At 45.3% G+C, this 18,739-nt stretch carries 23 protein-coding genes; 18 read left to right on the forward strand and 5 right to left on the reverse strand.

Going from position 1 to position 18,739, the window contains the following annotated elements; all coding sequences use genetic code 11:
* Window positions 1-2: 2 nt before the first annotated feature.
* From ICN17_RS03665 to ptsP, 7 genes are all read left to right on the forward strand, one after another.
* Complete coding sequence (locus ICN17_RS03665) at window positions 3-341, forward strand: P-II family nitrogen regulator (protein ID WP_011903792.1); 339 nt, start codon at window positions 3-5, stop codon at window positions 339-341.
* A gap of 13 nt (window positions 342-354) precedes the next feature.
* Complete coding sequence (locus tag ICN17_RS03670; RefSeq protein WP_216236179.1) at window positions 355-1,839, forward strand: ammonium transporter; 1,485 nt, start codon at window positions 355-357, stop codon at window positions 1,837-1,839.
* Between the two features lie 104 nt (window positions 1,840-1,943).
* Window positions 1,944-3,242 (forward strand): glutamate--cysteine ligase, encoded by a 1,299-nt coding sequence (gene gshA / locus ICN17_RS03675; protein ID WP_216236180.1) that lies wholly within the window; start codon window positions 1,944-1,946, stop codon window positions 3,240-3,242.
* Between the two features lie 14 nt (window positions 3,243-3,256).
* A complete protein-coding gene (gene gshB / locus ICN17_RS03680) occupies window positions 3,257-4,198 on the forward strand; it encodes a glutathione synthase (protein WP_216236181.1) in 942 nt (313 codons plus the stop codon).
* A gap of 1 nt (window position 4,199) precedes the next feature.
* Entirely contained in the window at window positions 4,200-4,619 is a 420-nt protein-coding gene (locus tag ICN17_RS03685; RefSeq protein ID WP_087908657.1) for a PTS sugar transporter subunit IIA, read from the forward strand.
* A gap of 21 nt (window positions 4,620-4,640) precedes the next feature.
* Window positions 4,641-4,910 (forward strand): HPr family phosphocarrier protein, encoded by a 270-nt coding sequence (locus tag ICN17_RS03690; RefSeq protein ID WP_087908656.1) that lies wholly within the window; start codon window positions 4,641-4,643, stop codon window positions 4,908-4,910.
* 2 nt (window positions 4,911-4,912) lie between these two features.
* A complete protein-coding gene (gene ptsP / locus ICN17_RS03695) occupies window positions 4,913-6,667 on the forward strand; it encodes a phosphoenolpyruvate--protein phosphotransferase (protein ID WP_216236182.1) in 1,755 nt (584 codons plus the stop codon).
* Here ptsP and ICN17_RS03700 read toward each other — a convergent pair.
* The 3 genes from ICN17_RS03700 to gpmA are packed head-to-tail and all read right to left on the reverse strand — an operon-like array spanning window position 6,664 to window position 9,575.
* Entirely contained in the window at window positions 6,664-7,416 is a 753-nt protein-coding gene (locus tag ICN17_RS03700; protein WP_216236183.1) for a HesA/MoeB/ThiF family protein, read from the reverse strand. The two genes, ptsP and ICN17_RS03700, sit on opposite strands and share 4 nt — an antisense overlap.
* 21 nt (window positions 7,417-7,437) lie before the next feature.
* Entirely contained in the window at window positions 7,438-8,871 is a 1,434-nt protein-coding gene (locus ICN17_RS03705) for a S41 family peptidase (protein WP_216236184.1), read from the reverse strand.
* A 14-nt stretch (window positions 8,872-8,885) separates the two neighbouring features.
* A complete protein-coding gene (gpmA, locus tag ICN17_RS03710; RefSeq protein WP_216236185.1) occupies window positions 8,886-9,575 on the reverse strand; it encodes a 2,3-diphosphoglycerate-dependent phosphoglycerate mutase in 690 nt (229 codons plus the stop codon).
* A gap of 22 nt (window positions 9,576-9,597) precedes the next feature.
* Between gpmA and ICN17_RS03715 the strand changes: the two genes are divergently transcribed.
* From ICN17_RS03715 to ICN17_RS03730, 4 genes are read left to right on the forward strand one after another with little or no spacing between them, the layout of a single operon-like run.
* Window positions 9,598-10,011 (forward strand): rhodanese-like domain-containing protein, encoded by a 414-nt coding sequence (locus ICN17_RS03715; protein ID WP_216236186.1) that lies wholly within the window; start codon window positions 9,598-9,600, stop codon window positions 10,009-10,011.
* Between the two features lie 7 nt (window positions 10,012-10,018).
* Window positions 10,019-10,273: a glutaredoxin 3 gene (gene grxC, locus ICN17_RS03720; RefSeq protein WP_216236187.1), complete on the forward strand. Its 255-nt coding sequence runs from the start codon at window positions 10,019-10,021 to the stop codon at window positions 10,271-10,273.
* Between the two features lie 27 nt (window positions 10,274-10,300).
* Window positions 10,301-10,822, forward strand: a complete 522-nt coding sequence (gene secB, locus ICN17_RS03725; RefSeq protein ID WP_216236188.1) for a protein-export chaperone SecB — start codon at window positions 10,301-10,303, stop codon at window positions 10,820-10,822.
* A 24-nt stretch (window positions 10,823-10,846) separates the two neighbouring features.
* Complete coding sequence (locus tag ICN17_RS03730) at window positions 10,847-11,869, forward strand: NAD(P)H-dependent glycerol-3-phosphate dehydrogenase (protein WP_216236189.1); 1,023 nt, start codon at window positions 10,847-10,849, stop codon at window positions 11,867-11,869.
* A gap of 23 nt (window positions 11,870-11,892) precedes the next feature.
* On the opposite strand, the gene trmL is transcribed toward ICN17_RS03730, so the two are convergent.
* Together trmL and ICN17_RS03740 are read right to left on the reverse strand one after the other, a co-directional pair.
* Complete coding sequence (gene trmL / locus ICN17_RS03735) at window positions 11,893-12,363, reverse strand: tRNA (uridine(34)/cytosine(34)/5-carboxymethylaminomethyluridine(34)-2'-O)-methyltransferase TrmL (protein WP_216236190.1); 471 nt, start codon at window positions 12,361-12,363, stop codon at window positions 11,893-11,895.
* The gene (locus tag ICN17_RS03740; protein ID WP_216236191.1) at window positions 12,356-13,105 is read right to left on the reverse strand and encodes a ComF family protein; all 750 of its coding nucleotides are present in this window, start codon (window positions 13,103-13,105) and stop codon (window positions 12,356-12,358) included. The genes trmL and ICN17_RS03740 overlap by 8 nt, the downstream gene beginning before the upstream one ends.
* 23 nt (window positions 13,106-13,128) lie before the next feature.
* Between ICN17_RS03740 and ICN17_RS03745 the strand changes: the two genes are divergently transcribed.
* The 7 genes from ICN17_RS03745 to ICN17_RS03775 all read left to right on the forward strand — a co-directional run bounded on the left by ICN17_RS03745 (window position 13,129) and on the right by ICN17_RS03775 (window position 18,726).
* A complete protein-coding gene (locus ICN17_RS03745; RefSeq protein WP_216236192.1) occupies window positions 13,129-13,926 on the forward strand; it encodes a methyltransferase domain-containing protein in 798 nt (265 codons plus the stop codon).
* Window positions 13,927-14,105: 179 nt separating this feature from the next.
* Complete coding sequence (gene coxB / locus ICN17_RS03750; protein ID WP_216236193.1) at window positions 14,106-15,263, forward strand: cytochrome c oxidase subunit II; 1,158 nt, start codon at window positions 14,106-14,108, stop codon at window positions 15,261-15,263.
* 42 nt (window positions 15,264-15,305) lie between these two features.
* Window positions 15,306-16,937: a cytochrome c oxidase subunit I gene (gene ctaD, locus ICN17_RS03755; protein WP_216236194.1), complete on the forward strand. Its 1,632-nt coding sequence runs from the start codon at window positions 15,306-15,308 to the stop codon at window positions 16,935-16,937.
* Window positions 16,906-17,052, forward strand: a complete 147-nt coding sequence (locus tag ICN17_RS03760) for a cytochrome oxidase small assembly protein (RefSeq protein ID WP_216236195.1) — start codon at window positions 16,906-16,908, stop codon at window positions 17,050-17,052. Before ctaD ends, ICN17_RS03760 begins: the two co-directional genes overlap by 32 nt.
* Window positions 17,053-17,066: 14 nt before the next feature.
* Window positions 17,067-17,651, forward strand: coding sequence for a cytochrome c oxidase assembly protein (locus ICN17_RS03765; RefSeq protein ID WP_216236196.1), 585 nt, complete (start codon window positions 17,067-17,069; stop codon window positions 17,649-17,651).
* A 17-nt stretch (window positions 17,652-17,668) separates the two neighbouring features.
* Window positions 17,669-17,842, forward strand: a complete 174-nt coding sequence (locus ICN17_RS03770) for a DUF2970 domain-containing protein (RefSeq protein ID WP_236635590.1) — start codon at window positions 17,669-17,671, stop codon at window positions 17,840-17,842.
* 29 nt (window positions 17,843-17,871) lie between these two features.
* Complete coding sequence (locus tag ICN17_RS03775) at window positions 17,872-18,726, forward strand: cytochrome c oxidase subunit 3 (protein WP_216236197.1); 855 nt, start codon at window positions 17,872-17,874, stop codon at window positions 18,724-18,726.
* Window positions 18,727-18,739: the final 13 nt, after the last annotated feature.

The following is an 18,739-nucleotide window of genomic DNA, read 5'->3' on the forward strand; positions in this document are numbered from 1 at the left end:
ATATGAAATTAATTACCGCAATCATCAAGCCCTTCAAGCTTGACGAAGTGCGCGAAGCTCTCTCGGAAGTCGGAGTTTCGGGCATCACCGTCACTGAAGTCAAAGGCTTTGGTCGCCAAAAAGGCCACACTGAGTTGTATCGCGGTGCTGAGTATGTAGTGGACTTTTTGCCGAAGGTAAAAATTGAAGCTGCTGTTGAAGATGGCATCTTGGAGCGCGCGATTGAAGCAATTGAAAAATCTGCACGTACAGGCAAGATTGGAGATGGCAAGATTTTTGTCTCTCCAGTTGAGCACGTCATTCGCATTCGTACCGGTGAAACCGGCGCGTCAGCACTTTAAAGAGAGGTTCAAAATGTTAACTTGGATGAAAAAACTCCTAGCTGGCGGTGCGATGGCCTTGGCCATTGGTGCTACTGGTGTAATGGTTACTTCGCCAGCGCATGCTGATGAAGTAAAAAAACCAGCAGTGACTGCTCCTGCCGCGACTCCTGCTGCTGCAGAACCAGCGCCTGTTCTTTGCTCCGAAAAGTGCAATAAAGCCGACGTTGTATGGATGATGGTATGTACAGCACTAGTGCTGTTAATGACACTTCCTGGTTTAGCTTTGTTCTACGGTGGTTTAACACGTAGCAAAAACATTCTGTCGATTTGTATGCAATGTTTTATGGTGTTCTCTTTGATCACCGTGCTCTGGGCTATTTACGGCTATAGCTTTGCATTCACTGAGGGCGGGGCATTTATAGGCGGACTTGATCGCTTGTTCTTGGGCGGCATGACTCCAGACTCAGTTGCAGCTACCTTTAGTAAAGGCGTTGTAATTCCTGAGTTTATATTCATGGCTTTCCAAGCAGTGTTCGCAACTATTACTTGCTGCTTGATCATCGGTTCATTTGCTGAGCGCGCTAAGTTCTCTGCAATCTTGATCTTCATGATCATTTGGTTCACATTCAGCTACTTGCCAATTGCTCATATGGTTTGGTTCTGGCCTGGTCCTGATGACATCAAAGATGCTGCATCCCTCGAGGCTATTACTGCTCGTGCTGGTTGGTTGTGGCAAAAAGGTGTTCTCGACTTTGCTGGCGGTACCGTTGTTCACATCAATGCCGCTATTGCTGGCTTGGTAGGTTCCTTCGTTATCGGCAAACGTGTTGGCTACGGTAAAGAAGCAATGAAACCACATAACTTAGTTTATGTAATGACTGGTGCTGCACTCTTGTGGTTCGGTTGGTTTGGTTTCAATGCTGGTTCAGCACTCGAAGCAAACGGTAGCGCAGCATTGGCTTTCGTGAATACCTATTTGGCTACTGCCGCTGCTGTATTGGGTTGGTCTGTTGCTGAGTGGGTTCTCAAAGGTAAGCCATCCATGTTGGGTGCTGCTTCTGGTTGCGTAGCCGGTTTGGTTGCCATTACTCCTGCTGCTGGTTTTGCTGGCCCAATGGGTTCAATCATCATCGGTTTGATCGCTGGTGTTGTTTGCCTCTGGGGTGTTACTGGCCTCAAGAAAATCTTGGGTTCAGATGACAGCTTAGACGTATTTGGCGTACACGGCGTAGGTGGTATTACTGGCGCATTGTTGACCGGCGTATTTGCTGATCCAGCATTAGGCGGTTCTGGTATCTGGGATTACGTAGCGAATGCTGTGGCCCCTGATTACTCTATTGCTAGCCAATTGTGGATTCAGGCTCAAGGCGTAATTACTACCTTGATCTGGTCCGGCGTAGTTTCTTTCATCGCATTCAAATTGATCGATATGGTGATTGGTTTGCGTGTGAAGGAAGAGGAAGAGCGCGAAGGCTTGGATATCAGCTCACATGGTGAAGCTGCCTACGAGTCTTAATCTGTAGATTTACCCCTCACTGGGCGGCCTAGCTTGGCTACCTAGTTTTAAGCGCGGGATCCTGGGATCCCGCGTCTTTCTTTTAATAATCTTACAATGGTGGAATGGTTCCACATCTCATTACAGCCTTAACCGGTCCTTTGCTCGAATTAGAGTCAAAGGTTTTAGAAGCGACCCCAACCATTGAGCGTTGGTTCAGGCTGGAATGGCAAGAACATACCCCGCCATTCTACTGCTCGGTTGATTTACGAAATTCAGGTTTTAAGTTGGCTCCTGTTGATACCAACCTCTTTCCTGGCGGATTTAATAATCTTTCTACACAGATGCTGCCTTTGGCTGTGCAGGCAGCAATGGCTGCAATTGAGAAGATTTGTCCAGAAGCCAAAAATTTATTATTAATTCCGGAGCGCCACACCCGCAATACTTTCTATTTGCAAAATATTGCGCGTTTATCTTCCATCTTGCGCCAAGCCGGATTGAATGTTCGCTTAGGTACTTTTTCAGAAGAGATTAAAAAACCAACTTGGATTGATCTGCCTGATGGTAATCGCCTTTTGATGGAGCCGCTCTCCCGTTTGGGCTTGAAAAAGCAACGTCTCGGGTTAAAAGACTTTGATCCTTGCTCTATTTTGCTGAATAACGATTTGTCTGCTGGTATTCCACCGATTTTAGAAAACCTGCATGAACAATATTTGTTGCCAGGCTTACATGCTGGTTGGCATGTGCGCCGCAAGTCAAATCACTTTGCTGCCTATGAAGAGGTGGCAAAGAAGTTTGCCAAAGTGGTTGATATTGATCCTTGGATGATTAATCCTTACTTCACTAGTTGCTCAAATATTAATTTTCATGAGCGTAAAGGTGAAGACGAATTGCAAACAGCAGTAGAGCAGGTCTTAAAAAAGACAGCTAAGAAATATCGTGAGTACGGAATTAAAGAAAAGCCATATGTTGTTGTAAAGGCGGATGCTGGTACCTATGGCATGGGCATTATGGTGGTGAATGACCCCGCGCAGCTTAAAGACTTAAACCGTAAAGACCGCAACAAGATGAGCGTGGTTAAAGAAGGTTTAGAGGTAAGCGATGTATTGATTCAAGAGGGTGTCTATACCTTTGAGAAAGTCAATGAGGCTGTGGCGGAGCCGGTCGTATATATGATTGACCGTTACGTGATTGGTGGCTTCTATCGTGTTCATACCGATCGTGGCCCCGATGAAAATCTAAATGCCCCTGGCATGCATTTTGTACCGCTAGCATTTGAGCAAAACTCGATGCCAGATATGAGTGCTAAGCCTGGCAGTGCAGCGCCAAATCGTTTCTATTTGTATGGTGTTGTTGCACGCTTAGCTTTACTAGCTGCTTCGTTGGAGCTTGAGCGCACCGACCCTGATTCTGAAGCGGCCTAATAATTTAGAAGACTATGGACTTTCTATTCATCGCCGATCCACTCGAGTCCTTTAAGGTAAAAAAAGATTCAACGTTGGCGATGATGCGTGCTGCTCAAGCAGCCGGCCATCGTTTATGGTTTTGTCAAAGCAGTAATGTTTTGTGGAAAGATGATCTCGTCGTTGCAGATTGTCAAACTCTGGTGGTTAGGCCAAGCTCTACCTCTTGGTTTGAGCTTGGTGGAATAGAGTCACGATCTCTTAAATCATTTGCTGCGGTTTTGATGCGGACTGATCCACCATTTGATATTGAATATCTCAATACAACTTGGCTGTTGTCTGCGGCAGCTCGTCAGGGCGCAAAAGTATTTAATGATCCTGCGGCTGTGCGTGAGCATTCAGAAAAGCTGTCGATTACTGAATTTCTAGAGCTCATTCCGCCGACATTAGTTACTCGTGAATTCAGTGCTGTAGAAGAGTTTCATCAGCAACATCGCGATATCGTCATTAAACCTTTAGATGGTATGGGGGGGATGGGCGTGTTTCGTGTTGGGCCGGATGGCTTAAATCTGGCCAGCATCGTAGAAACACTTGGTGAGAATGGGGCCAGAACCCTGATGGTGCAGCGTTTCTTGCCAGAGATAGCCCAAGGCGACAAAAGAGTTTTGCTAATCGGCGGAGAGGTAGTGCCATTTAGTTTGGCGCGTATTCCTCAAGGTAGTGAGATTCGTGGAAATTTAGCAGCTGGTGGCAAGGGTGTTGCGATGCCCCTCACCGATGCTGAGAAAAAAATTGCAGAACGCTTGGCGCCTATTTTGTATCAGCGCGGTTTATTCTTGGTAGGGCTCGATTTAATTGGCGGTTACCTTACAGAGATAAATGTTACTAGCCCCACTTGTTTTGTTGAAATTACCGAACAAAGTGGGTTTGATGTCTCACAGTTTTTCTTGAAAGCGCTTGAGAAAGCATTGTCATAACATGGCTGGAATCGTAATTGTTGCTCATACACCCCTTGCTAGCGCAATGCTCGGATTTGCCGAGCATACTTTTGGTGTAGTGCCAGAGCGTGTGAGGGCGGTTGACATACCGCCTTATGAAGATACTAAAGTGAGCTTTGATCGAGTATTAAAAGCTGCCTATGGAGTGAATACCGGAAATGGTGTTTTGATTTTGACGGATGTGATGGGGGCAACCCCGGCAAACGTAGCATCAAAGTTAGAGGCCCTTGGCCCCTTATCTGGACTAAATGCCCCGGTAGTAGTGCTCGCTGGATTAAATCTACCAATGCTCATGCGCTGCATCAATCATCGCGCTGAGAATTTAGAGGAATTGGCTAAAAAGGCACTTGCTGGTGGTCAGAATGGAATCTTGCGCCTTGGTGCAAAAGTGAAAGAATAATGATCAAGGAGTTCACGCGTAATGCCAGTCGCTGAAATTGAAATCATCAATAAATTAGGTCTGCATGCTCGTGCATCTGCCAAGCTTTCTCAATTGGCGGCTCAGTTTCCTTGTGAAATATTCTTGTCACGCAATGGGCGTCAAATTAATGCTAAGAGCATTATGGGCGTCATGATGTTAGCTGCCGGCATCGGCAGCACCGTAACACTCGAGACTGTCGGCGATCAAGCTGATGAGGCAATGCAAGCTCTGACAGCACTAATTAATGATCGCTTTGGAGAGGGCGAGTAAGTATGACTTTTGCTTTGCACGGAATTCCGGTATCGAAAGGCATTGCCATTGGCAAGGCGGTACTGATTTCGCGTGCGGCATTAGAAGTTAGCCACTATTTAGTTGAGCCAGGGAAGGAAGAGGCTGAGGCGCAAAAGCTGTTAGATGCCTTTGATCAGGTGCGCCAAGAGTTAAGCCAATTGCGCCAAGGCTTACCTAAAGATGCGCCACAAGAGATGGCTGCTTTTTTAGATGTCCATGGCATGATTCTTGCCGATCCAGCGCTTGCTGAAAAACCAATGATGTTAATTCGCTCCCAGCGGATGAATGCTGCCTGGGCCTTAACGACCGAATTAAATGATTTGTTAGAGCAGTTTTCTGAAATCGAAGACCCCTATCTAAAAGAGCGTGCTAACGATATTCGTCAAGTAGCTGAGCGCGTGATTAAAGCCTTAAATGCTCAGAAAAAAGATTCGCTCGATAGCGCTGACATCATGTCGCCAGGCGAGCTAGGTGTTGACTCCATTATCGTAGCTCACGATATCGCTCCGCATGACATGTTGCGCTTCAAGGAGTCTGCTTTTACAGGGTTTGTAACAGACCTCGGTGGTAAGACCTCCCATACAGCTATTGTTGCGCGCAGCATGGAAATTCCTGCGGTAGTGGGTGTGCGTCATGCGAGTGAAATGATTCGCCATGGCGATTGGTTGGTCTTAGATGGCGAGCAAGGTGTTGTGGTCGTCGCTCCAGATGAGAAGTTGCTTGAGGAATACCGCAAGTTGCAAACTCAGGCCATCAAAGAAGCCCGTAAGCTACAACAACTTAAGCATGCCAAAACCGAAACAGCCGATCGTGTTGCAATCGAATTGTTTGCCAATATTGAGTTACCAGAAGATGCTGTGCAGGCCGTTAAATTAGGAGCGGTCGGCGTTGGCTTATTTCGGTCCGAGTTTTTGTTTATGGATCGTAAGCAAGCGCTGCCAGATGAAGAGCATCAATTTTTAGAGTATCGCCGCGTAGTGGATTTAATGCATGGCTTGCCTGTCAATATCAGAACGATTGACGTTGGTGCCGATAAGGCGTTGGGCGCAGCTGGAAATGATGTGTCTCAAACTGGTACATCCCCATTAGGTTTGCGGGCGATTCGTTGGTCCTTAACTGAACCTGAAATATTTTTAACCCAGTTGCGAGCTATTTTGCGGGCATCTGCATATGGCCAGGCACGTATCATGATTCCGATGTTGGCGCATGCTAAAGAGATTGATGAAACTTTCCGTTTAATAGAAAAAGCAAAGCAACAGTTGCATCAACGTGGCCAAGCATTTAATCCGAATATTCAAGTAGGCGCCATGATTGAAATCCCGGCTGCTGCTTTAGTATTGCCGCTGTTTATCAATCGCTTTGATTTTTTATCGATTGGTACGAACGACTTAATTCAGTACACTCTGGCAATTGATCGTGCTGATCATGCTGTAGCCCATCTCTATGATCCATTGCATCCGGCGATTTTGCATTTGCTGGCAAATATTATTGAACAAGCTAAACGCGCTAATGTACCGATTGCGGTATGTGGTGAGATGGCTGGCGACCCCTCCTTAACGAGACTCTTACTTGCCTTGGGGCTGACCGACTTCTCGATGCACTTTAGCCAGCTATTGCTGGTCAAGCGTGAGATCCTCAAAGCAAATGTGGGCTTATTAAAGGCCCGTGTTCCAAGAGTTCTCAAAGCCTACGAGCCTGAAGATCAAGCTAAGGCTCTAGAGCGTTTAATGGCCTAGTGGGCCTTACCGCAAACCGAGCACTCGGGATTGCGAGAGATTTTGAATTCATCTATCTGGGTAGTACGAGCATTCCACATCAGCATACGACCCACTAAAACTTCACCAAAACCTATTAACACCTGTATTGCTTGGGCGGCTTGCATAGCGCCAATAATGCCTACTAGCGGTGAAAAGATTCCCATCGCAGAGCAGCTGACTTCTTCAAAACTTTCATCGGGTGAGAAGATGCAGGCATAACAGGGTGAGGCAGTATTACGTGGATCAAAAACACTGATCTGACCATCAAAGCGGATTGCCGATCCGGAAACTAATGGAATTGAATGCTGAACACAACTGGCATTAATTAAATGACGGGTTGCAAAGTTATCAGTGCAATCTAAAACTACATCAACGCTTGGAAGTAATTCATCAAGAAGCGCGACTATTACTTTGGCTTCAATAGTTTCAATCTGAATGCCAGAATTCAGTTGTTGTAAAAATTCTTTTCCGGAATTGACTTTACTTTTACTAACACTTTTTTCAGTGTGCATGATTTGGCGTTGCAGATTAGTTAGTTCAACACGATCATGATCTACCAAGGTGATATGACCAATACCAGCAGCTGCCAAGTAGGGGGCTGCAGCACTACCTAGGCCACCAGCCCCAATAACCAGAGCGTGCGACCTTAGAAGTTTTTCTTGACCTGCAACATCGATTTCTTCAAGGAGTAAATGCCTTGAGTACCGAAGTAACTGCTCATCATTCATGTGCAGGCCTAAAAATAAATTTTATTCGAGCTTAGATGAAGAGCGCTTCACCGGCTGGCCGTTAATAAAGGCAACTGCTTGAGAAAGCATGAAATCGTCAGCGCTACCAAGCTCAGGTGGCTTCTTATTTTTATCCTTTTCTTTTTCTTCAGGAGTTTTCTTGGCGTTCTTTTCTTCAATGCGCTGCAACTCTTCAAGGCGACGCCGTTCCCGATCCTTGATCAACTTATCTTCGGCAGATTGCTTATTACGCAGATGTTTTTCACTATCGATTTCACGGGTGATTAATACATCATCTGGATCGCCATCCTTATTTTGATCAACTGGAATATCGGGTTTAACGCCAAATGCTTGGATTGATTTGCCACTTGGCGTGTAGTAGTAAGCAGTTGTGATTTTCAGAGCAGAATCATTGGTTAGTGGGCGCACTGTTTGAACAGAGCCCTTACCAAAAGTTGTCTTACCAATAATGGTTGCGCGTTTGTAATCTTGTAATGCACCAGCAACAATCTCAGAAGCAGAAGCTGAATAGGCGTTAACTAAAACTACCATCGGCATTTTTTTAAAGATCTCGGGAACGCCGGCTAAGGGGTCTCCTGGTTCGCTCAGACGATACATAGCTGGGCTTGCATTAAATACTTGTTTGGAATCAGGCGCTTGGCCTTTGGTTGATACCACTACTACATCAGCAGGCAAGAAGGCAGCAGCCACGCCAACCGCACCTTGTAGGAGGCCGCCACCATTATTTCTTAGGTCAAGAATGACCCCCTTGAGTTTTGGGTTTTGATTAGCAAGATCCGTTAATTTTTTAGCAAGATCTGGAACGGTACGCTCTTGAAAGCTTGTTACTCGAACCCATGCAATATCGTTATCCAGAATTTTGGCTTTAACGGATTGCACTTTAATTTCTGCACGAGTAATTGTTACCGGAAAGCTACGCTCTTCACTCTTGCGATATACAGTCAGTGTAATTTTGGTACCAGGTGTGCCACGCATCGTACGAACTGCTTTATCAAGAGACATACCACGGACTGGCTTGTCATCTAAGCGAGTAATTAAATCACCTGCTTGCAATCCAGCACGCGCTGCAGGGCTATCTTCAATTGGATTTAGTACTTTTACAACGCCATCTTCGGAGGTGATTTCAATTCCAAGACCAGCAAATTTACCTGAGGTTGCTTCTTGCATTTCTGCAAAATCTTTTTTGTCTAAAAAGGTTGAATGAGGATCTAGGCTGCTGACCATTCCTTTGACGGCATCAGTTAAGAGTTGCTTATCTTCGATGGGCTCAACATACTCGCGCTTGATTTGTGCAAAGACATTGGAGAGCGTGCGTAGTTCATCTAGTGGCAGCTGAGCAGCTTGCTGGGCGGTTGCCGAAAGTTGAATCGTTGCTGCTATTCCAGCAATTAAACCAACGGCAATGAGAGCGAAATTCTTCAGAAATTGACGCATATTTCTTTTTGACCTTAGTCTAGATAAAAGTGTTGAATGGGCTTGAGATTGTCGTCAAGCTCATAGACAAGCGGTACGCCATTGGGGACGTTCACTTCCATAATGGCTTCGTTAGACATTTGGTCCAAGTATTTAATTAAAGAGCGGATGCTATTGCCATGCGCTACTAATAGTACGCGTTTACCCGCTTTTAGTGCGGGTGCAATGGATTCATTCCACAGGGGAAGCACTCGATCGACATTGTCCTTAAGGCACTCACCTAAAGGAATATCAGAAGTAGATAATTTGGAATAGCGCTGGTCATTTTTAGGATTGCGCTCATCATCATGCTCTAGCAGTGGGGGGCGAACATCATAAGAACGACGCCAGATGTGTACTTGTTCGTCACCATATTTGGATGCGGTTTCAGCTTTATTAAGACCGGTGAGGGCGCCATAATGACGTTCATTCAATCTCCAGCTATGGACTACTGGAAGCCACATTAAATCCATGGCATCTTGAACATGCCAAAGTGTTCTGATAGCGCGCTTTAAAACTGAGGTGTAGGCTACATCAAATTCATAACCGGCTTTTTTGAGGTTTTCACCCGCAGCCAAGGCTTGTTCTACCCCTTTTGGGGTTAAGTCAACGTCCGCCCAGCCTGTGAAGCGGTTTTCGAGGTTCCAGGCGGACTCGCCATGACGAATAAGGACAAGTTGTTTCATAGAGCCATTCTATAATCTGGTGATGAACTTTCTCACTCAAATTGATAATTTAGCGCTTATTGCCCTCCTTTTGGTTTCGGGCTCTGCGCTTTTCCTTCCCACATTATCTACGCTTATTGGTGGAAAAGGCTTGTCGCCCACCGAAGCTACTATTTGGATTAATCGGCGCAAGGCCTATGTTTTCGATTTACGCCCTGAAGAAGCATATAAAGCAGGCAGACTCCCAGGGGCTAAATTCATTAAAACATCTGAGATTACTACTGCAATCGAGAAACTCAAGTTGGATCGCAATAATCCAGTAGTGCTGGTGTGTGAAACCGGCGCGCATTCCCGTAAGGCAATAGCTGAGGTTAAAAGTCTGGGTTTTGCTGAAGTCGCAACTCTAGATGGTGGCGTACAAGCTTGGAAAGAAGCCGCCCTCCCATTGGTAAAGTAAGAGATTTATGCCATCCGTAACAATGTATAGCACCCAAGTTTGTCCATATTGTGTAATGGCTGAAAAGCTCTTGCACAAAAAAGGTGTGAGTAATTTAGAAAAGATTTTGATTGATCGTGATCCTGCTCAGCGTGAGGTCATGATGACTCGGACTGGTCGTCGGACTGTTCCGCAAATTTATATTGGCGATACGCACGTTGGTGGTTACGATGATTTGGTGGCTTTAGATCGTGCAGGCAAGCTCGATCCTCTATTGGTTTAATGTATTAATTCGTCAAGAAAGATAGCAATGACTGAACAATCTTCCGCACCTCAAGCAGAGGCTGATAAATCAAAAGAACCTGGATTTCGGATTCAGCGCATTTATCTCAAGGACCTCTCCTTAGAGCAGCCTAATGCGCCACAAATTTTGTTAGTTGCTGCTGAGCCTCAAGTAGAGGTAGAAGTGGATATTTCTGTCTCATCTTTGAGCGGTGAAATTTTTGAAGTGGCCTTGAGCGCTACTGTCACTGCAAAAGTAGACTCAAAAGTATTATTCTTAGTTGAGGCTAAGCAAGCCGGTATTTTTGAATTTAGCAATATTCCAGTCGAGCAAGTTGATCCAATGTTAGGCATTGCTTGCCCAACTATTTTGTATCCATATCTTCGTTCAAACATTGCTGACATCATTAGTCGCGCAGGCTTCCAGCCAATTCATTTGAATGAGATCAATTTCCATGGCATGTATGAGCACCGTCTCATGCAGGCTCAAGAGGCAGCTGGCAAAGAGAGTGGCGCCACTGATGAGAGCAAAATAATTCTTCCCCATTAGGCTAAAACAGCGAGCCCACAGATCATGAAAGTGACCCTGATTGGTGCTGGAGCCTGGGGAACAGCGATGGCTGCACAAGCGGCTCGCCACCTTAAGGATGGTGATGTTTCATTGTGGTCTCGCAGTAAAGATCAATTAGCTGAAATCGAGCGGAGCGGTGAAAACCATTCCTATCTGCCCGGCATTCAGTTACCAAAAAATATTGTCTTTGAAAGTAACTTCTTAGCTGCAATCAAGAGACTCTCTACTGAAGATCTATTGGTAATTGCAACGCCAATGGCGGGACTCTCTGAAACAATTACTCAAGTGTTGAAAATTGCAGAGCACCCTTTAAATATCATTTGGCTATGTAAAGGTTTAGAGCCAACTACCGCACTACTACCGCATCAAGTGGTTGAGCGTGAAGACAAATTACATAGTCGCGGCATTCAACATTCTTACGGTGCCTTATCTGGCCCTAGCTTTGCATCTGAGGTGGGCGCTGGAATGCCATGCGCGCTAACAGTTGCGAGTGCTTCTGGTGACTTGTGTGCGGTAGCCCAAGCTGCGTTTCATCATGGCAATATGCGTGTTTACTCAAGTGATGATTTGGTGGGCGTGGAATTAGGCGGAGCCGTTAAAAATGTTTTAGCTATTGCTGCTGGTATTGGGGATGGCTTGAATTTGGGTTTAAATGCTCGAGCTGCCGTACTGACGCGTGGCTTGGCCGAGATGATGCGACTGGTGAAAGCTGCCGGCGGAAGATCAGAAACCTGTATGGGTCTGACTGGCGTTGGTGATTTGATATTGACAGCTACAGGAGACCTCTCTCGTAACCGACGCGTTGGCCTTGAGCTTGCTGCTGGTAAACCATTGCCTGAGATATTGTCTGGCTTGGGCCATGTTGCAGAAGGTGTGTTGTGTGCTGCTGCCGTTGGAGATTTAGCAAATCGCTTGGGTGTAGAGATGCCAATTACTGCAATGATGGGCGAAGTATTGGCTGGCAGACTTTCACCACAAGAAGCGGTAAAGAAATTGATGGGTCGAGACCCAAAAATAGAAGCTTAGTACACCCCGCTTTACTTCAGCTTTTACTTGCCGCCCGCAAGACCATTCTGACGCCAGGCTTCATAGACCACAATTGCTACCGTATTCGATAAGTTCAAGCTACGGCTACTATCTTGCATTGCTAGGCGCATGCGATTATTTTCTGGAATAGAGTTGCGTACTTCATCAGTAATCCCCTTGGTTTCAGAGCCAAAAACAAAGTAATCATTGGGCGCATATTTGCCCTCATGAAATTTGCCATTGCCTTTTGTTGTTAAGGCAAAAAGATGTTGAGGATTTGGCTGTTCATTTTTCAGAAATTGTGCCCAATTGGAATGAACTTTGACTTTGGCAAACTCGTGATAGTCAAGTCCTGCTCTACGCAGCTTGGCATCTTCCATTGGAAAGCCTAGGGGCTCAATCAAATGCAGATTTGCTCCAGTATTGGCGCAAAGTCGAATGATATTGCCTGTGTTTGGCGGGATTTCAGGTTCGAATAAAACAATATTAAACATGCGGTACTTTAGCCGTTCTGAGTACAACCCAGTTAATGACGTGTGATACACCATTGTCCTTCAGAACGCGGGCAATTTCATTAAGAGTAGCGCCGCTCGTCATTACGTCATCAAAAACGATCACTCTTTGCCCTCGAAGAATTTCGGCGAAGCCAGCCTCAATATAAAAAATACCCTGAATGGCTAGCCGCCTTGTAGAAAGTCCACCCCCTACTTGCTGATGCTCACGGTGTTCACGCTTGAGTGCATACGGTAATTTTTGAGCAGTAGATTTACAGTCAATCCTGCGAGCTATTTCCCAGCTTTGATTAAATCCACGTGCAGATAATTTTTGGGTGCTGAGTGGTACAGGTAAAAGATAATGCGCATGGATATTTTTTAGCTGTGTTAAAAAAGTTTGATTCCATGCTCTAGCAAGTCCATGCGCATAGGCTAGGCGCCGATGATATTTAAGTTGATGAATCGCATTTTGTAGTATCCCTTCATACCGATCTAGACAGTATGTTTCATCAAAATGGGGAGGATCAATCTTGCACTGTTTGCAGTGTTGGTCTACTAGCTCTGATTTATCTAAGCTGATGCCACATTGATAGCAGCATTCGTAATTGAATAAGCCATCTGCTTTTAGAGATTGCAAACACGGTTCGCAAATACTATTTTGTTGATAGCGTTCGCACACGACACAAGCGCTGGGTAGAAGCTGTTGACTGATAGATTGAAAAATCTTCTCTAGAAATTGCATGGGGCGCTGAGTATACTGAGCGAATGACCCACCCAATCAGATGGTTACAAGATGAAATTGCAGACCGTATGCTGCAAAAACTCGACATCGTTAAACTCGATGTCAGAGATGCGTTAATCGTTCCAGATTTTCCTGGAAAGCATTTAGCAGTATTTGCAAAGCGCTATCCGAATGTAAAGATTCATAGTCTTACGGAGGATGGAATTTCTGGTTTTGCAATGTGGCGCTCAAAAGCCTTATCTCATTGGCGCTCTATGTTTCGAGGAAATACAGAGCCCATAGCTAACTACCTATCAAAGGGCAAATTCGATCTTCCCGACAATTCTGTTGATTTGGTATTTAGCGATCTCTTATTACAAGACTTACCCGATCCAAAGCTTTTTTTACAGGAATGTTGGCGTGTTTTGAGAGAGGGAGGTTTGATCACTTTTAGCTATTTAGGGCCGGATACTGGAAAAGAATTGCGCGCAGTCGATTCCAGCGGTCTTAGATTAAAGAATTTACTAAGTCCCTGGGATATGCACGATATGGGCGATGCTCTGCTGGGAGAGCGTTTTTCCGATCCTGTAATGGATATGGAATTTATCAGCCTCGATTACCAGTCGGATGCACTTTTGCTTGTTGATGCAGGGGCACTGAAATTACTTCAAAACACCACCAAGGAAGCCTCTAAACAAGGTCTATTACCTAAAAAAATGACATTGGAGATTGTGTATGGCCATGCCTGGGCTTTAGGAAAGGGCCTTGTGAAGGCTCGTGACAATGTCGCCTATATCGATGTAAATCAAATTGGGCACAAGACTAGGTCAGATTCTGCTTAAGTGTAAGTGCTTACTATCATTTTAAGCTTTGCCAAGATTGGATTAGCCCGTGTTATCCCTGTTTGTTGTTGCGCACAATTAACCCTATAATCACGGCTGGATGTATTGGCTTGATACCGCTTTTTGGGCATTGGGTGGCGCTTTAGACACTTTGCTCACGACAATAAACAGAGAATAAGATGAATTTATTTGGAAAAGTCACTAGGGCTTCGCTCTATTTAGTAGCAGCCTTTGGCACTGCTTTTGCACAGGCATCAGAAAATATGCCGGGCGGCCCTGCTGTTAATCAGCTGAATTTTGCGGCACCTGCAACCAAAATCATGCAAGAAATCCATTGGCTCCATTGGATGATGTTAGTGATTTGCGCAGTGATCTTTATCGGCGTGTTTGGAGTCATGTTCTATTCCATCTTGAAACACCGCAAATCATTAGGTCACAAATCAGCATCTTTCCACGAGAGCACAACCGTAGAAATTATTTGGACAGTTATTCCTCTGTTGATCGTGATCGGCATGGCATTGCCTGCTACTAAAACAGTTGTAGCAATGAAAGACACTACTAATTCGGATATCACCATCAAGACTACTGGTTATCAGTGGAAGTGGGGATACGATTACATCAAAGGTGAGGGCGAAGGTATTAGCTTCTTGTCTACCTTGTCAACTTCACGTGAGGCAATTAATAACCTCGCACCAAAATCAAATACTTATTTGATGGAAGTTGATAACGAAATGGTTGTGCCTGTTGGCAAGAAGATTCGTTTGATTACTACTGCTAATGACGTTATTCACGCTTGGACTATTCCAGCATTCGGCGTTAAGCAAGATGCGATTCCTGGATTTGTTCGTGATACCTGGTTTAGAGCTGAAACTATTGGCACATTCCGCGGCCAGTGTTCAGAGTTGTGCGGTGCTGAGCATGCCTTTATGCCTATCGTTGTGAGAGTAGTTTCACAAGAGGACTACACAGCTTGGGTTGCTGAAAAGAAGAAAGAAATGGGCGCAGGCGGTGATGATCCTTCAAAGGTCTACACCTTGGATGAGCAAAAAGAGCGCGGTGCAAAAGTTTATGCATCAAACTGCGCTGCTTGCCATCAGGCTAATGGCAAGGGTGCGGGCGCATTCCCAGCCTTGGATGGCAGCAAAATGGTTTTAGGACCTAAAGCAGCTCAATACAACATCCTGATTAATGGTAAGGGTGCAATGCCGAAATGGGCTGGTGTGATTCCTGATGGCGATATCGCTGCAGTCATGACTTATACACGTAACGCATGGGGTAATAAGACGGGTGAAGTCATTCAGACCCAGGACATTATTACTGCACGCGGCGGCAAGTAATTCAGATTAACTAATACAGATAAAACGAAACCGGAGTAATCCATGAGCACAGTCTCTACTACCCACGATCACGCACACGATCACGCACACGATCACGCACACGACGATCACACGCCACATGGTTGGCGTCGTTGGTTGTTTGCAACCAATCACAAAGACATCGGTACGATGTATTTGATCTTCTCGTTTGTCAGCTTGTTAGCTGGCGGCGTGATGGCTTTGGGAATTCGTTTGGAATTATTCCAGCCTGGTTTGCAATTTTTACGTCCTGAGTTCTTTAACCAACTAACTACTATGCACGGCTTGGTGATGGTGTTCGGTGCGATCATGCCGGCATTCGTTGGTTTCGCTAACTGGATGGTGCCTTTGCAAATTGGCGCATCTGATATGGCGTTCGCTCGTATGAATAACTTCAGCTTCTGGATTCTGCCAGTTGCTGCAACATTGCTATTGAGCTCATTCTTGGTTCCTGGTGGTGCTCCATCAGGCGGCTGGACAATCTATGCTCCATTGACTTCACAAATGGGTCCTGGCATGGATATGGCGATTTTTGCCCTCCACTTGTTGGGTGCTTCTTCCATTATGGGTTCGATCAACATCATTGTCACCATTTTGAATATGCGCGCTCCTGGCATGACTTTGATGAAGATGCCAATGTTCTGCTGGACTTGGTTAATTACTGCTTACTTGTTGATCGCTGTAATGCCTGTGTTGGCTGGCGCAATCACCATGGTGTTAACTGACCGTCACTTTGGTACTTCCTTCTTCTCCGCTGTTGGCGGTGGTGACCCAATCATGTTCCAGCACATTTTCTGGTTCTTCGGTCACCCAGAGGTTTACATCATGATTCTGCCTGCATTCGGTATCGTGAGTGAAATCGTTCCAGCATTCTCCAGAAAAACATTGTTCGGTTATAGCTCCATGGTTTATGCAACATCGTCTATCGCGATCTTGTCATTCATCGTTTGGGCTCACCACATGTTTGCAACTGGTATGCCTGTTACTGGTCAATTGTTCTTCATGTACGCAACAATGTTGATTGCTGTTCCAACGGGCGTGAAGATTTTTAACTGGGTTGCAACAATGTGGCAAGGTTCAATGACTTTTGAAACACCAATGTTGTGGGCTATCGGTTTTATTTTCGTATTTACGATGGGTGGCTTTACTGGTTTGATCCTGGCAATGGCACCAATTGATATTGGTCTTCAAGATACTTACTACGTAGTTGCTCACTTCCACTATGTATTAGTTGCAGGTTCCCTGTTTGCAATGTTTGCCGGTTTTTACTACTGGTGTCCAAAGTGGACCGGTTATATGGCTAATGAAACACGCGGCAAGATCCACTTCTGGGCTTCCATGTTCTTCTTTAACTTAACCTTCTTCCCAATGCACTTCTTGGGCTTGGCTGGTATGCCACGTCGTTATGCTGACTATCCAACTCAGTTCGCCGACTTCAATTCGATTGCATCCATTGGAGCTTTGGGTTTTGGTTTGGCACAGGTTTATTTCTTGCTCTTCGTCGTGATGCCAGCGTATCGTGGCCAAGGCGAAAAAGCTCCGATGAAGCCATGGGATGGCGCCAAAGGTTTAGAGTGGATTTTGCCTTCACCAGCACCACACCATACATTTGAAACTCCTCCTAATGCGGAGCAGTTGCGTGAAGCAGGAATTTAATTCTTCAAGAAAGCAAACCTTAGCTGCCAATAATCGCAGATTAGGGTTTGTTCTTTTGAGTGTTGTATTAACTTTTTTTATTGGTATTTTGATTAAACGGAGCTTGTTGGGTTAATCCCGCATATTGCGATGGTTACTACTCAATCACTTAATCGTCAGATTTTGTTAAAGCTCTTGGTTGCAGCAGTAATGATGTTTGGTTTTGGCTATGCGTTAGTCCCGATGTATAAGGCCTTATGTGAGGTCACTGGAATTAACGTAGTTACTAGTAAGAATGATTATGGTGTTCGTGCCTTTAGCCCTAACCGGGTTGGTAACACCCAGGTTAATTATTCTCGTACGGTGACAATCGAGTTTGATTCCAATAGTCGTGGACCATTTACGTTTAAGCCAGTGAAGAACTTCTTGGAAGTTCATCCAGGTGAGATGACGGAGATTGTGTATGAAGTAACAAACAATTTGGGTCATCCGGTGCGTGCGCAGGCAATACCAAGTTATGCGCCTAAAAGCGCAACGGAGTTTTTTACCAAATTAGAGTGTTTTTGTTTTCAAGAACAAACACTGGCAGCAAATGAAACAAAGAAGATGCCGGTGATATTTGTAATTGATTCGGGCTTGCCTGATGATGTCAAAACAATCACCTTGTCGTATACCTTCTTTGAGTTGGGATTGGGCGGCACTCCGCCCGCTCCTAAATCGAGGGTATCTTCATGAAGAAGAAAAGTAGTTTTATGCAGTCTATGAAAGCCGTGATGTGGGGCTTCTTGGGGGTGCGTAAAAAATCCGGTTTGCAGGAAGATGTAGCTTCACTAAGTTTTGTGCACATTATCATTGCAGGTGTTGTAGGCGCCCTGATTTTTATGGGTGTGCTGCTCTTGATAGTGAAAGCAGTTGTGTCCAATTGATTATTTTTTGATTGAATAGAGAGAATAAGATGTCATCCAATTCAACCCCATACTATTACGTCCCTGGACTATCTAGACACCCAGCCATGGCGGCTCTTGGTTTGATCGCCTTTGCTTTTGGTATCTCTGGTTGGGTCAATCAGGCTTCTTGGGGTGGTCCGCTAACCCTTGCAGGCGTAGCATGGGTTATCTATGTGCTCTATAACTGGTTCGGCGATACCATTGCTGAGTCAAATGCTGGCATGAATGGTGTCAACGTAGATATTTCTTATCGTTGGTCAATGGCTTGGTTCATCTTCTCCGAGATTATGTTCTTTGCGGCATTCTTTTCTGCACTCTTCTATGCGCGCAATATTGCGATGCCTTGGATGGGTGATGTAGAGAGCAAACTGCTCTGGCCTAACTTCCAAGCGGTTTGGCCAAATGATGGTCCTGCTGGTTTGGTTGAGAAATTTACCACCATGGGTCCATGGCCAATTCCAACGATTAATACCCTGCTCTTGTTGAGCTCTGGTGTGACTATCACTATTGCCCACCACGCATTGGTTGAGAACCACATGAAGAAAGCCATTATTGGCTTGGCTGCTACGGTTGGTTTGGGTGTAATCTTCTTGGGCTTCCAGGTTTATGAGTACTACCATGCTTACCATGAGCTCAATTTGAAATTGACATCTGGTATCTACGGTTCAACCTTCTTTATGTTGACTGGTTTCCACGGCTTCCACGTGTTCCTAGGTGGCACGATGTTGGCAATTGTTTTACGCCGCATGATTCGTGGAGATTTCACTGCTAAGCACCACTTTGCATTCGAAGGCGCTGCTTGGTACTGGCACTTCGTTGACGTTGTTTGGCTTGGTCTTTACATCGCTGTTTACTGGATGTAAGTAGAATAAAAAA

This window comes from Polynucleobacter sp. 73C-SIWE, from assembly GCF_018882465.1.
GTDB lineage: Bacteria > Pseudomonadota > Gammaproteobacteria > Burkholderiales > Burkholderiaceae > Polynucleobacter.

Bases quoted from the DNA above. Each gene is read 5' to 3' on its own strand.
- coxB (WP_216236193.1), top strand. From the start codon at position 14,106: ATGAATTTATTTGGAAAAGTCACTAGGGCTTCGCTCTATTTAGTAGCA.
- ICN17_RS03760 (WP_216236195.1), top strand. From the start codon at position 16,906: ATGCGGAGCAGTTGCGTGAAGCAGGAATTTAATTCTTCAAGAAAGCAA.
- trmL (WP_216236190.1), bottom strand. From the start codon at position 12,363: ATGTTTAATATTGTTTTATTCGAACCTGAAATCCCGCCAAACACAGGC.
- ICN17_RS03700 (WP_216236183.1), bottom strand. From the start codon at position 7,416: ATGAATGATGAGCAGTTACTTCGGTACTCAAGGCATTTACTCCTTGAA.
- ICN17_RS03745 (WP_216236192.1), top strand. From the start codon at position 13,129: ATGACCCACCCAATCAGATGGTTACAAGATGAAATTGCAGACCGTATG.
- ptsP (WP_216236182.1), top strand. From the start codon at position 4,913: ATGACTTTTGCTTTGCACGGAATTCCGGTATCGAAAGGCATTGCCATT.
- gshA (WP_216236180.1), top strand. From the start codon at position 1,944: ATGGTTCCACATCTCATTACAGCCTTAACCGGTCCTTTGCTCGAATTA.
- ICN17_RS03670 (WP_216236179.1), top strand. From the start codon at position 355: ATGTTAACTTGGATGAAAAAACTCCTAGCTGGCGGTGCGATGGCCTTG.
- gshB (WP_216236181.1), top strand. From the start codon at position 3,257: ATGGACTTTCTATTCATCGCCGATCCACTCGAGTCCTTTAAGGTAAAA.
- ICN17_RS03665 (WP_011903792.1), top strand. From the start codon at position 3: ATGAAATTAATTACCGCAATCATCAAGCCCTTCAAGCTTGACGAAGTG.
- grxC (WP_216236187.1), top strand. From the start codon at position 10,019: ATGCCATCCGTAACAATGTATAGCACCCAAGTTTGTCCATATTGTGTA.
- ICN17_RS03765 (WP_216236196.1), top strand. From the start codon at position 17,067: ATGGTTACTACTCAATCACTTAATCGTCAGATTTTGTTAAAGCTCTTG.
- ICN17_RS03775 (WP_216236197.1), top strand. From the start codon at position 17,872: ATGTCATCCAATTCAACCCCATACTATTACGTCCCTGGACTATCTAGA.
- ctaD (WP_216236194.1), top strand. From the start codon at position 15,306: ATGAGCACAGTCTCTACTACCCACGATCACGCACACGATCACGCACAC.
- ICN17_RS03730 (WP_216236189.1), top strand. From the start codon at position 10,847: ATGAAAGTGACCCTGATTGGTGCTGGAGCCTGGGGAACAGCGATGGCT.
- ICN17_RS03715 (WP_216236186.1), top strand. From the start codon at position 9,598: ATGAACTTTCTCACTCAAATTGATAATTTAGCGCTTATTGCCCTCCTT.
- ICN17_RS03770 (WP_236635590.1), top strand. From the start codon at position 17,669: ATGCAGTCTATGAAAGCCGTGATGTGGGGCTTCTTGGGGGTGCGTAAA.
- ICN17_RS03740 (WP_216236191.1), bottom strand. From the start codon at position 13,105: ATGCAATTTCTAGAGAAGATTTTTCAATCTATCAGTCAACAGCTTCTA.
- ICN17_RS03685 (WP_087908657.1), top strand. From the start codon at position 4,200: ATGGCTGGAATCGTAATTGTTGCTCATACACCCCTTGCTAGCGCAATG.
- ICN17_RS03705 (WP_216236184.1), bottom strand. From the start codon at position 8,871: ATGCGTCAATTTCTGAAGAATTTCGCTCTCATTGCCGTTGGTTTAATT.
- secB (WP_216236188.1), top strand. From the start codon at position 10,301: ATGACTGAACAATCTTCCGCACCTCAAGCAGAGGCTGATAAATCAAAA.
- gpmA (WP_216236185.1), bottom strand. From the start codon at position 9,575: ATGAAACAACTTGTCCTTATTCGTCATGGCGAGTCCGCCTGGAACCTC.
- ICN17_RS03690 (WP_087908656.1), top strand. From the start codon at position 4,641: ATGCCAGTCGCTGAAATTGAAATCATCAATAAATTAGGTCTGCATGCT.